Raw genomic sequence first — 12,683 nt, 5'->3', positions numbered from 1 at the left:
CATTGTCCTCATGGCACCAGCAGCGGGCGCATGTCCGGGACGGCGCGGGCCAATTCGTCGGTCACCATGCTTGCGAAGTAGTCGGCGCCTTCGCGTCCCAGATGGGTGCGATCGAACGAGAGCTTCGGCTGCGCCATCGGCTGCTCCTGTACCTCGGTCGCGCGGCTGTTCGGTTGCGGGCCGACTGGCGCCGAACCGGGAGGCAATTGCGCGAAGCGATCCGCGTCGGCCTCTCCCATCGCCTGCACAGCGGCGGCGCTGCGGGCGTTGAGGTCGATCAGCGGGACGTTCTTTCCCGCCGCCACCTTGCGCACGGCTGCCGCCCACCGTTCGAGGTCATTCTGGAGCACGCCGTTCTGGAACATGCGGCGCGTCAGCGGCGTCAGCAACACCGGCCGTGCCCCGACCGCGCGCGCCTCGTCGACGTAGCGCGCCAGATTGGCGGGGAATTCGGTTGCGAGATCGGTCGACCGGCCCGGCTTTCCGGGTTGGTCGTTATGCCCCAGCTGGATCAGAACCCAGACGTTCCTGTAGCCCGGCGCTTTCATCTCGGAGAGCGCGACGGCCCACGATCCTTCGGCGCGATAACTGCTCGAACTGCGCCCGCCGCGCGCGAGGTTCAGGCAGGCCATGAACGAGGTGACATGATACGCGCAGAAGCTCGGACCCCATCCGCTGTTCACCGCCGTCGTCGAATCCCCGACAAGGATGATCTTGGAAGGCGCGATCGGACGGGGAGCATCGGTTGGAGCCGGCGGCGACGTTTGCGCCGAAGCGCCGAACGGCAGCGCCAGGCTGGCCAGGAAAAGCATGATACGATGCATAGTCTTGGGTCCATTCATGTGTTGGTCTCGCCGACGATCACAGTTGCCGTCGAACCCGACGGGCTGCTCACAGCGCCACCGCACCGGTCAGGGGTCGATCGGGCCAAAATTGCCCGACGATCCCTGACGGTGCAGCAGGCCGCAGCGGATCAGAACTTCATCCGCGCACCGATGCGGTAGATCGGACCCGAGCTCGAGTACTGGGTGACCGCATTCTGCCCTTCGTAGGCATAGCGGTTGCTCGTCTGGTTTGTGAGGTTCAGGCCTTCGAGCGTCACGGTGAGGTACCTGGTGAACTTGTAGCTCATGGATGCATCGACGTTGGTGGTCGACCGGCTGTACATGAAGTCGTTCACAAGCGGGCTGTCACAAAGTCTCGGGTTCGCCGAGGTGGCGCCACTTGTCACCTCGCCCGGTGCGCATGACCCGCCCGCGATCGGATAGTGCGTGGCATAGCCCTTTCGGTGTGCGACCGAGACGCGCGCGCGGAACTTCTTGGTCTCATAATAGAGCGTGCCGTTGAGCGCGTGAGGCGACACATTGAGGAAGGGTGCCTTGGCGGTCGTCTGCTCTATCGTCTCAGTGCCGGGATCGAGGATGTAGCTCATCTGAGACTTGATGTACGTGTAGTTCAACTGCGCACCGAAGTTGCCCAGGAAGCCGGGGAGGAAATCGAAATCCTGCTGATAGCTGATCTCGAACCCGCGCAGCCAGCCACCCGGCGCATCGCGGTACTGGCGGGCCGTAAATTCGTAGTTGCCGTCGATATAGTCAAGCTGATTGGCGTTGGTGAACTGCGCCCGGATCGCCTCGATAGCTTCGGGGTCCGCGAACTGTGAAAGCGGCGCCGAGAAGAGAACTGTCTGCGGGAAGCTGCTGATTTGCTTTGAGAAACCGGCGATCGACAGGAGTCCGCCAGGCGCGAAGTACCATTCGACGCTGGCATCGAGATTGGTCGAACGGAAGGGGCTGAGTTTCGGGTTGCCGATGGTCATCGACGCACCGGTCGTATCGCCGTTGCTCGGCACGCTGATCCGGGTGATCGTAGGGGCCAGATTGCCGAGCAGCGGACGCGCCATCACCTTTGACGCGCCGAAACGGACGAGCAGGTTGTCGATCGGCTCGAAGCTGAGGTTCATCGACGGTAGCCAGTCGGTATATTTGTTGGTGCCGACGATCGGGCGTCCTGAGGTGGTATTGCCCTCCGAACGCACGTCCGTGAAGGCAACGCGCGTTCCCGCGTTGCCGCGGAACGGGCGGCCGAAGAGTTCGGTGTTCCAGTCGAACTGAAGGTAGACACCGGTGTCACGCTCACGTACGCCAAAGTTTTCACGTCCGCCGTTGCGCCGGTTGGTAAGCCGCCAATCACCCCACTGATTGACGCAGTTGCAGGTAAAGCCGAACAGTTCGTCGAACTTGTCGATGTCCGGGACGATGAAGCTGGACATCGTGCCTTCGGGAACACTGAGTCCTTGGCCGAAATTGATGAGTTTGCTCACCGATTCGGTCGTTACGCCTGCTTCCTTCAGCGTCGGGTTGAGCAGGTCGTTGTTGCGTTCGAAATAGCTCGTTTCGAAGGTAAATTCACGCACGTTGACGCCGAAACCAATCGAGAATTCGTCATTCACTTCCCAGTCGAAATCGACCTTGCCGCCGTTGTACGTGTTCTTGACGGCGCGCTGATAGTGGCGAATGCCGGAGAAGCCCTTGACGACCTCCCAGTTGTTGGGGTCGGCCGCATCGAAACCGAAATCGATGATCGGCATGCTGCCGCCGCCGCGTTCGTCGTAGACAAACAGGCCTTGCGAATCCATTCGATTGAACTCGACCAGCAAGCCCTGGCTGACGTTGGTCGATCGCGACTGGCCATAGAGCGCCGACATCCGGAACGTGTCGGTGAATTCGTGCTGCAGGTCGATCGAACCCTGGCGGAATTTGGTGGTGTAGGTGTTCTGGTCCATCGCCGAGCGGAAGTCGACATTGCTCAGCACGAGATAATCGGCAAGGCCATTGGTGACGTTGGATTCAAGCACCTTTACCGCCGGCCGGCCAATCAGCGAACCACGAAATGCCAGGCGATTGCTCGTCGGAACGTAACCGACCGAGTTGGGATTGTTGTAATAGTCGTAGGGATCGAGGTTGAACGGATTGACGCTGAAGATGTTGGCATTGGACGGAGTGGTTCCGCCGGGAACCACGGCGGCAGCGCCGAGCACCGATGAGACCAGTTGATTGCTGGAATTGAGCGCCGTCGCGAAGGCGGGCGTCGTACCATAGAGTTCCTGGCCGCAATCCTGCGCTGGCACGAGGTCCGATCCCGCGTTGGGTACGCACAGGCCGGGATAAAGTGCGCGCGCGGCGCTCGGCGTCAGTGTATTCCCGGCGGTATTGTAGTTCGCATGGGTGTTATTGCGATTCAGGCCGACGGACGAAACCTGATGGTACGCGCTCTTGTTGCGAAAACGCGAATAGACGCCGTCTATGCTCAGCAAGGTGCGGTCGCTGATCTGCCACTGGTAGGCTGCGGTAAGGCCCAGCCGGTTGTTCTTCACGTCCTGCTGTTCGATCGACGCGAGGGCGGGAATGCGCACGGTCGAATCGTTGAACTGGCCGGGTGTGTTGAACGGGGCGCCAGGAAAGAGGTTGGCGTAAGCGGCGGGATCGGAGCCTGTCAGCTGCGCGATCGCCTCCGGGTTGGTGATCACCGACCCGAAGTTCGTACCCGTCGGGGCCGCGAAGCCGGCGCGGGGCGGCTGCTCGTTACCGGCCCAGGTCGAGCCGCGATAGAGATAGTCCGGCTGACCCGCCAGGCGGCGATACTGGTCGATTTCGTTCTGCGAGCGGCTGTAAGCGGCGGAGATCAAGAGGCCCATGCGGCCATCGGCAAACCGCGTCGAGGCGAGGCCGGCCAGGCGCGGGCTCCATTTGCCACTGTTCTTCTGATAGCTGCCCTCGCTCGATAGAGCCAGGGTGGACTTCTTGTAGTCGAAGGGGCGTCCGGTCTGAAGATCGATGGTCGCGCCCAGTGAGCCTTCGTCGGTTTCCGCCGAGGGCGTCTTGCGCACCCTCAGCGAACTGAACAGCTCGGATGCGAACGTGTTGTAGTCGAAGGACCGGCTTCGGTTCGGGCTGCTGCCCGCGTCATTCGAGCCGGCGGTGGCCAGCGCCTCAAGCCCGTTCAGGCGCGTGCGGTTGAAGTCCCCGCCCAGACCGCGAACGGTGATCGTGCGGCCCTCGCCATTGTCGCGGTCGATCGAGACGCCGGGAAGGCGCTGCAATGATTCCGCGAGATTGGTATCGGGGAAATCGGCGATGTCCTCGGCGTTGATGGCGTCGATTTGAACTACGGCATCGCGCTTCTCGCTGATCGCGCTGCGCAGGGACGCGCGATACCCGGTGACAAGGATCTCGTCGGCCGAGATACCTTCATCGGGCAAGCTTGGCTCGGTGTCCTGAGCGACTGCCGGCGAAGCCAGCAGCAGCAAGGCCAAGATCGAAGTTCCTGCCAGATAGCCATGGCGACGAGCATGATACGTCATCAGTCAACCCACTCCCGTTTTTGTCCTTGGCCGTCACGATTGTTTCGCTGCACGGCTTGCGGCCCCGTTTTCAAATCTCTGTCCGGATTGTCATGGGCTCTTTACGAGCGCTCTTTGACACCGGTTACCTGACTGGTTTTAGCGCAACCATAATTCTGCTGCAAGTCTGTGAAGGATTTACCTAACATGTTGAACTCCCGTATGATTATATGATCGCTATCGATAGCAAACACTTTCTAGATGCCCTTGCTGCGCCATTAACTCATGGTTCACTTCTCCCGATTCGGCCTGTCATGTGTCGCAGCCCGGTTCCTGAATGCGGCGGGTCCAGCCGGATAATCGACGCCCTGTCAGTGTGCATCGACATTGCTCGACACGAGCGGACTGGAAACTGGTCGGCGTGTGGGAATGGATTCTGGGGATGGGGATTGCGCGGGCCACCGGAAGCGTGAGATGCGCTGCCCACTATCAGGAAAAGGAACAACAAGGCTGATGCCCAAGCGTGCATTGATCGAACGCCGGCCATGGCTTTTCGGGAGCATCCTGTTAGCGATGGCTTTCGTCTCGTTGCAGGAAAGCCGTCTGCCGGGCCTTTATCTGCTGGCGCTGAAGGCCGCACCGCTCCTGTTTCTGGCGATCTATGCGCTGCTGCGCCATCGGGGGAACGATACGCGCATTCTCGCCGGTATGCTTGTCTGCGAGGGTATCGGTTCGGCGCTGATCGATTACTTTCCCTATGAGGCGATCACCCTGATCATAGTCGGCTTTGGCTTCGGCATCGGCCTGTTCATAATGCACCGTCGACCGATATTGGCCGCGTCGCAGAAGACGCTGGTGGTCGCGTTGCTCCTGTTGACCCCGCTTGTCGCGCATTTGCTGGCGGAACCCGACTGGAAGACGGCAGCGCTATTCTACGGGTTGGCGGCGGGCGGCATGGCGGCGAGTGCCTGGGGTAGTTCATTCCCGCGTTACAGGGTGGGTGCCGGTGCCGTCGTGATCCTTGCCGGTAATCTGATCGCCATCGAGGCAAGTACGGACATCGACACTCACCGGCTCTTTTGGCTGGGCAGTTGGCCGTTGTTCTACTTGGGCAACCTGATGCTTTCGACCGGGGTCACGGCCGAACTTCGGGCGCGCGGTTGACCAGCGTCAAACTGCGGCAGGCAGCATCAGGATTCCCGCATTGTCGAACCCCACCGAACCATGGGCAATCACGGCCTCGAGCGGCAGGTCCGCGTAGAGGTGCGGGAACAGCGCGCCGCCGCGCGAAACCTCCCATTTCACGGTATCGCCCAGCAGGGCGAGATCCACGGCGGCGATGTACAGGCCTGTCTGTCCCGCGAAATGCTTTTCCAGCGTTGTCCGCACTTGTCCGGCGGTGGACAGGTGAATGTACCCGTCGGCCAGATCAACCGGCGCCCCAGTGAAACTGCCGTTCTCGAGCAGGTTCGCCATCTGGGGCGCGGTCAGGATCTTGTAGGCGATTGTCTCGGCGGACAGTTCGCCACTCAATCCCCATCCCCCGGACTATCCGGGCCTTCCGGCGCCGACAGATCGGCAGCAGGAACCTCGTCACCCTCACCGACTGCCACTTCATCTTCGACGGCTTCGTCAAGGCGCACTGCGCTTACGACGTGCTCGTTGGCGGACACGTTGAACAGACGCACGCCAGCCGAACCACGGCCGATCACGCGCAGCGTGTCGAGCGGAAGGCGGATCAGCTTGGCCTGGTCGGTCACGAGCATGAGCTGCTGGGCCTGCGTTGCCGGGAAACTCGCCACCACAGGGCCGTTGCGGGCAATGTTGTCGATATTTGTGATGCCCTGGCCGCCACGGCCGGTGCGCCGGTATTCGTAGGCGGAGGACATCTTGCCGTAACCGTTGGCACAGACGGTAAGGATGAACTGCTCGCGCTCGGCAAGTTCCCCCATGCGCTCGGCGCCCAGCGAGGGCTCACCCTCCCTGTCGCCCTTCCACGGCGCGAACTTGAGGTATTCCTCGCGTTCCTCGGAGCTTGTGCCCACGCGGTGAAGGATCGAGAGCGAGATGACTTCATCGTCGCCCTTGAGCGTCATGCCGCGCACGCCCGTCGATGTGCGGCTGGTGAATTCGCGCACGTCGTCGCCCGCGAAGCGGATCGCCTTGCCCTGGCGCGAAGCCAGCAGAACGTCGTCGGTCGGTTCGAGCAGGGCGACGCCGATCAGGCGATCGTCCGAGCCGTCGTCGAAGCGCATCGCAAACTTGCCGTTGCTGGGGACGTTGGCGAAGGCGTCCATCGCGTTGCGGCGCACGCTGCCCTTGGCCGTGGCGAAGACTACCGAGAGCTTGCCCCATTCCGCCTCGTCTTCCGGCAGGGCGAGCACCGTCTGGATCGTCTCGTCCTTGTCCAGCGCTGGCAGAAGGTTGACGATCGGCCTTCCGCGCGTGGTCGGGCCGCCTTCGGGCAGCTTCCAGACCTTGAGGCGATAGACCTTGCCGGCGGTCGAGAAGAACAGCACCGGGTTGTGGGTCGAAGTGACGAACATCGTCGTCACCGCGTCTTCTTCCTTGGTCGCCATGCCGGCTCGGCCCTTGCCGCCGCGCGCCTGGGCGCGGAAGGTCGAAAGCGCGGTGCGCTTGATGTAGCCGTCCATGGTGACCGTAACCACCATGTCCTCGCGCTCGATCAGGTCCTCGTCCTCGATACCGTCGAAGGCCGCGGTGATTTCGGACACGCGCGGGGTCGCGTAGGCGTCCCGTACCGCCTGCAGTTCCTCGCGCATGACGCCGTAGAGCTTCGCGCGGTCGGCAAGGATCGAAAGGTATTCCTCGATAGCCACGGAAAGTTGCTTGAGTTCGTCGCCGATCTCGTCGCGGCCCATCGCGGTGAGGCGGTGCAGGCGCAGTTCGAGGATCGCCTTCACCTGCACTTCCGACAGGCGGTAAGTCCCGCCTTCCTCGTCGTCGGACGGGTCGATCGCCTCGACCAGGCGGATATAGGGCGCGATGTCTCCGATCGGCCATTCCCTGGCGAGCAGCTTGGCGCGGGCATCAGCCGGATTCGACGATCCGCGGATCATCACCACGACCTCATCGAGGTTCGAAACCGCGACGACGAGGCCGAGCAAGATGTGTGCCCGGTCACGCGCCTTGTTCAGTTCGAACTTGGTACGGCGGGTGATGACCTGCTCGCGGAACTGGATGAAGGCCTGGAGGATGTCCCGAAGGGCCAGGATCTCCGGCCGTCCGCCACGGATCGCCAGCATGTTGGCCGCGAAGTTCGACTGGGCCGGCGTGTTGCGCCAGAGCTGGTTGAGCACGACTTCCGGCGAGGCATCGCGCTTGAGGTCGATGACCACGCGCATGCCTTCGCGGTTTGATTCGTCGCGAATGTCGGAGACGCCTTCGATCCGCTTGTCCTTGGCGGCCTCGGCGATTTTCTCGACAAGGCCGGACTTGCCGACCTGATAGGGGATCGAGGTCAGCACGATCGAGCGGCGGTCGCCGCGCCCTTCCTCGACCTGGTGGCGGCAGCGCATCATGATCGAGCCGCGCCCGGTGACGGCGGCGTTACGCGCGCCGCCCCTGCCCAGGATCAGGGGCGCCGTCGGGAAATCCGGGCCGGGAATGATCTCGAACAGCTCTTCCGAGGTGATCCCCGGATTGTCCATCATCGCAAAGCAGCCGTCGATCACTTCGCCCAGGTTATGCGGCGGAATGTTGGTCGCCATGCCCACCGCGATGCCGCCCGCGCCGTTGACCAGCAGGTTCGGAAAGCGCGCGGGAAGGACCTGGGGTTCGTGCTCGGCACCATCATAGTTGGGCTGGAAATCGACCGTGTCCTTGTCGATGTCCGCCAGCAGCGCATCCGCGACCTTGGCAAGGCGCGCCTCGGTGTAACGCATCGAGGCCGGCGGATCGGGGTCCATCGAGCCGAAATTGCCCTGACCGTCTATCAGTGGCAGGCGCATGGACCAGTCCTGCGTCATGCGCGCCAGGGCATCGTAGATCGCCGCATCGCCATGGGGATGGTACTTACCCATGGTATCGCCGACGATACGCGCCGACTTGCGATAGGGCTTGCCCGAGACGAAGCCGTTCTCGTGGCTGGTCCACAGGATGCGCCGGTGGACCGGCTTCAGTCCGTCGCGCACATCGGGAAGCGCGCGGCTGACGATCACGCTCATCGCGTAATCGAGGTAGCTCGTCTTCATCTCATCGACGATGTCGATGCGAGTGTATTCGCCTTCGGGGCCGGAATGTTCGAGAATGTCGGTGTCGTCGCTCACGCGCTTGTGTCGTTCGTTGTTTCGATGAAAAGGGCGATGGTCGGCACTAGGCCATGCGCGCGGCGAATGCCACTGAAAGGGGTCTTCAACGGCGCTTGCCCTTGCCTTTTTCCACACTTATGGACCGGAGGCCGGCTCCCGCGCACACGCATGACCGTGCCTCCCTGTCTGAACAAGTGCGACGAAACGCATTCAATCGGCGTTCAGCGGCCCCCATCTATCCCTGCCGCCAGGTTGCCAAAGGCGCATTTTCCCGTCAGTACCGGCGCCGTTTGGTGAGAAGTCCGGCTCGCGGACGCGGGCTTGTGTGTTACGAAATTGTCTTGAGAGGAGTTGCCTTGATGGCGTCCAGGTTCCTGATTTCCCGTATTGCACTTGCAGTGGCGCTTTCCGGCGGAATGGCGGCAGCCATTGTTCCCGGCGCCGCGGTGGCGAAGGAAAAGAAGGCCGAGAAGGTCGAATTTTCGAAGGCGTATGCCACCGTCGCCGCCGAAATCGACAAAACCGTCTCGGAAGCAGACGGCAATGCCGCGCTTCAGGCCGCGACCGCAAAGGCCGGCGCCGCGAAGACAGACGCGGATCTCGCTTCCGCGCGCGCGGAAGTCGATGCTGCCCTCGGCGGCATCACCGCCAAGCTGCAGCAGGCCGGGGCTGCCGCCAGCACACCGCTTGACAAGCTCAAGCAGGGAGAGCTGACGCGCAACGTCGGTATCTACATGGCCGACCCGGCGATGCAGCATCGCGGTCTCGTCATGATGCTCGACAGCGGCCAGGTGCGGCCGGAAGGGCTGGGCCAGGTTCAGTACCTTGCGGGCGTGACCGCCTATCAGACCCAGCAATACCCCGAAGCGGCCCGCTGGCTGCAGGCGGCCTATGACGGCGGCTTTCGTGACCAGCAGGGCATGATCCAGGCTATCCTGGCCGATTCATACAAGCGATCCAACAATCCGCAGGCGGCGCTTGCCATCGTCCACAAGGAACTGGAAGCCGCCAAGGCCGGCGGTGCGAAGCCTGCCGAAACGTCGATCCGCACGGCCCTTCAGGCGGCCTACGACGCCAAGCAGCTTGCTCCTTCCACCGAATACGGCGCCATGCTTGGCCAGTACTATCCTTCACCGCAGAGCTGGAATTCCGCCATTTCGGTCGTTCGCCAGTTGGCCTCGCTGCCGAAGAAGGAAAACCTCGACCTCATGCGCCTGATGTACGTCACCGGCGCGATGCAGGACAAGCGCGACTACCTTGAATATATCGAGAACGTCGACCCGCGCGCCTATCCGGGCGAAGCGGTCAAGATCATGAACGATGGCATTACCAAGGGCAAGATCACGGCGTCGGAGCTGGGCGGCGAAAAGGCCAATGCCGAGGCCCGCGCGGCCTCCGACAAGGGTTCGCTGGCTGCACAGGAGCGAGAGGCGATGAAGACTGGCGCCTCGGGCGCGACGCTTGTCGCTGCGGGTGACGTTTTCCTGAGCTACGACCAGCCCGCGAAGGCGGAAGCGTTCTATGCCAGGGCGCTGGGCCAGCCCGGAGTCGACGCCAATGCCGTGGCGCTGCACCTCGGCATGGCCCAGGCGTTGCAGGGCAAGTCAACCGAGGCGCAGTCCAGCTTCGCCAAGGTCAGCGGCACGCGTACGCCGGTTGCGAAGCTGTGGTCGGCCTATGTCGCCAGCAAGGCAAGCCCGGCCTCCTGACCGGGCGTTTCCCGTAGACAATCGCAAGAAAGGGCGGCGGACAACGATTCCGCCGCCCTTTTCCATTGGGCTCGGCAGCGCGGCTGCCCTCATGAGGACAGCCATTGTCCACCGCAAGACAGTGTCAGATTGTCACGATACGGGTTCGAACTGCCCGGTCTTTCCATCCATCAGATGCAGCACGCCATCCGAGATGGCGAAGAAGGCCCCGCGCAGCCTGAGTTCTCCGTTGCGGACCTTGCGGCGTACGCAGGGGAAACTCATCAGGTTGTCGATGCTGACACGGACCGCCGCTTGCTCCATCTGCCGCTCGGCCGGGCGTCCGGTGGTTCCGAACTCATCTGCGACAGGCTTACGGGCTTCATCCAACAGTGATATCCAGTCGGCGATGAAGCCGCCTTCGCCGGGCTCCGCACCGTGCAGTTCCTGCGTCAGGGCGGCCTTGCAGCCGCCGCACATCCCGTGGCCCATGACCACGATTTCCTTCACCTTGAGGACCTGGACTGCGAACTCGAGCGCTGCGGAAACACCGTGATGGCCAGGCGAGGTCTCGAAAGGGGGCACAAGCGCGGCGACGTTGCGCACCACGAAGATTTCGCCCGGGGCAACATCGAAGATCTGGGATGGATCGACGCGGCTGTCCGAGCAGGCGATGATCATCACTTCCGGCTGCTGCCCCTCGCGCAGAGAAGCCCAGCGCTCGCGATCGGGCGTCCAGCCGGTGTCGCGGAAACGGCGATAGCCGTCGAGAAAGTGATCGAGAACGTGGCCATTGTTTTCAGTCATGGGGGACTCCGCCTCCTTGCATATCGGCGTATCCATTAGCCGGCATATTCACACTGGCAAGGCCGCAAACTTGAGACTATCTGGGCCGCATGAACGATCTTTCATCCGCTCCGCAGCCCGAACCCAAGCCAGAGCGCCAGCGTAAGCCGGACTGGATTCGGGTCAAGGCACCGACCAGCAAGGGTTATGGCGAGACGCGCCAGCTGATGCGGGACCTCAACCTCAACACGGTCTGCGAAGAGGCCGCCTGCCCGAATATCGGCGAATGCTGGACGAAGAAGCACGCGACGGTGATGATCCTGGGCGATACCTGCACCCGTGCCTGCGCCTTTTGTAACGTCAAGACGGGCATGCCCGGCCGCGTCGACCCGGATGAGCCCGCGCACGTTGCCGAAGCCGCGGCGAAGCTGGGGTTGGAGCACATCGTTATCACCTCGGTCGATCGCGACGACCTGCCGGATGGCGGCGCCGGCCAGTTCGTCAAGGTCATCGAGGAACTGCGCAGGAATACGCCCCGGACGACGATCGAGATCCTGACGCCCGATTTTCGCGGCAAGATGCGCGCCGCGGTAGAGGCGATCGTCGCGGCACGGCCCGATGTCTACAACCACAATCTCGAGACAGTCCCCCGGCTCTATCCGACGATCCGCCCCGGTGCGCGCTACTACGCCTCGCTGCGCCTGCTGGAAGAGGTGAAGCACCACGATCCTTCGATATTCACCAAGTCGGGCATCATGCTTGGCCTGGGGGAGGAGCGCCTGGAAGTTCATCAGGTCATGGACGACATGCGCAGCGCCGACATCGACTTTCTGACCATGGGGCAATACCTGCGCCCCACTCCGAAGCATGCGGAAGTGAAGGAATTCGTTACGCCGCAGGCCTTCAATGCCTATGGCGCGATCGCGCGCGCCAAGGGCTTCCTGCAGGTCGCATCCTCGCCGTTGACCCGGTCCAGCTATCACGCGGGAGAGGACTTTGCCGAGATGCGGGCCGCGCGTGCCCTTCGATTGGCAAAGGAAGAGCGGCGGCAGCCGGCCAAGGGACAGAAGTAATGTCCACTTGGGACAATGCCGCGACCGAAGAGGGCTGAAAATGCCCGGAATCCACGATGTCCAGCGCTTGCCATACAGCGCCGAGCGGATGTTCGATCTGGTTGCGGACGTCGGTCGCTACCAGGAATTCCTGCCCTGGGTCGTGGCCACGCGTGTCCGATCGGACAACCAGGCGGAAATGGTTGTCGACATGCTGGTGGGCTTCAAGGCACTGCGCGAAAAGTTCACGTCGCGGGTCGAGAAGCGCCGCCCGTTCGAGATCAAGGTCCATTATCTCGACGGCCCGATGCGGGATCTCGACAATATCTGGCAGTTCCATCCTGTTGACGCGAACAGCTGCGATGTCGAATTCGACGTGCGCTTTTCGTTCCGCAACGCATTGTTCGAAAAGCTGGCGGGGCAGCAGTTCGACAAGGCCTTTCGCAAGATGGTCGCAGCGTTCGAGGAACGTGCGGCCGATCTTTACGGGGCGCCGGAGCGATCCTGAAGGTGGCTTGAGTTACATTTTGTGACCAACGGTTTC

At 62.5% G+C, this 12,683-nt stretch carries 9 protein-coding genes; 4 read left to right on the top strand and 5 right to left on the bottom strand.

Annotated elements, in window-relative coordinates:
- Positions 1–8 precede the first annotated feature (8 nt).
- Both IEX32_RS08150 and IEX32_RS08145 read right to left on the bottom strand, forming a co-directional pair.
- Positions 9–842 carry a rhamnogalacturonan acetylesterase gene (locus IEX32_RS08150; protein WP_229736246.1) on the bottom strand — a complete coding sequence of 278 codons (834 nt, stop codon included), beginning with the start codon at positions 840–842 and terminating at the stop codon, positions 9–11.
- Positions 843–973: 131 nt separating this feature from the next.
- Positions 974–4,363, bottom strand: a complete 3,390-nt coding sequence (locus IEX32_RS08145; RefSeq protein ID WP_188770298.1) for a TonB-dependent receptor — start codon at positions 4,361–4,363, stop codon at positions 974–976.
- A gap of 366 nt (positions 4,364–4,729) precedes the next feature.
- Between IEX32_RS08145 and IEX32_RS08140 the strand changes: the two genes are divergently transcribed.
- Positions 4,730–5,506, top strand: coding sequence for a hypothetical protein (locus IEX32_RS08140; RefSeq protein ID WP_229736245.1), 777 nt, complete (start codon positions 4,730–4,732; stop codon positions 5,504–5,506).
- A gap of 6 nt (positions 5,507–5,512) precedes the next feature.
- Here the strand turns inward: IEX32_RS08140 and IEX32_RS08135 are convergent, their stop codons facing one another.
- Both IEX32_RS08135 and gyrA read right to left on the bottom strand, forming a co-directional pair.
- Positions 5,513–5,875, bottom strand: a complete 363-nt coding sequence (locus IEX32_RS08135) for a DUF952 domain-containing protein (protein WP_268236721.1) — start codon at positions 5,873–5,875, stop codon at positions 5,513–5,515.
- Entirely contained in the window at positions 5,872–8,631 is a 2,760-nt protein-coding gene (gyrA, locus tag IEX32_RS08130; RefSeq protein ID WP_188770295.1) for a DNA gyrase subunit A, read from the bottom strand. The genes IEX32_RS08135 and gyrA overlap by 4 nt, the downstream gene beginning before the upstream one ends.
- A 341-nt stretch (positions 8,632–8,972) precedes the next feature.
- On the opposite strand from gyrA, the gene IEX32_RS08125 reads away from it, so the two are divergent.
- On the top strand, positions 8,973–10,322 hold the full coding sequence (locus IEX32_RS08125) for a hypothetical protein (RefSeq protein ID WP_188770293.1): 1,350 nt from the start codon (positions 8,973–8,975) through the stop codon (positions 10,320–10,322).
- Between the two features lie 132 nt (positions 10,323–10,454).
- Here the strand turns inward: IEX32_RS08125 and IEX32_RS08120 are convergent, their stop codons facing one another.
- The gene (locus tag IEX32_RS08120) at positions 10,455–11,108 is read right to left on the bottom strand and encodes a carbonic anhydrase (protein WP_188770291.1); all 654 of its coding nucleotides are present in this window, start codon (positions 11,106–11,108) and stop codon (positions 10,455–10,457) included.
- 89 nt (positions 11,109–11,197) lie between these two features.
- Here IEX32_RS08120 and lipA point away from each other — a divergent pair, with 89 nt between their 5' ends.
- Together lipA and IEX32_RS08110 are read left to right on the top strand one after the other, a co-directional pair.
- Positions 11,198–12,160 carry a lipoyl synthase gene (gene lipA, locus IEX32_RS08115; protein ID WP_188770289.1) on the top strand — a complete coding sequence of 321 codons (963 nt, stop codon included), beginning with the start codon at positions 11,198–11,200 and terminating at the stop codon, positions 12,158–12,160.
- 40 nt (positions 12,161–12,200) lie between these two features.
- Complete coding sequence (locus IEX32_RS08110; RefSeq protein ID WP_188770287.1) at positions 12,201–12,647, top strand: type II toxin-antitoxin system RatA family toxin; 447 nt, start codon at positions 12,201–12,203, stop codon at positions 12,645–12,647.
- Positions 12,648–12,683: the final 36 nt, after the last annotated feature.

It is taken from the genome of Novosphingobium endophyticum (assembly GCF_014640675.1).
Classification (GTDB): Bacteria; Pseudomonadota; Alphaproteobacteria; order Sphingomonadales; family Sphingomonadaceae; genus Novosphingobium; species Novosphingobium endophyticum.
This window is presented reverse-complemented; position numbering and strand designations above follow the sequence as displayed.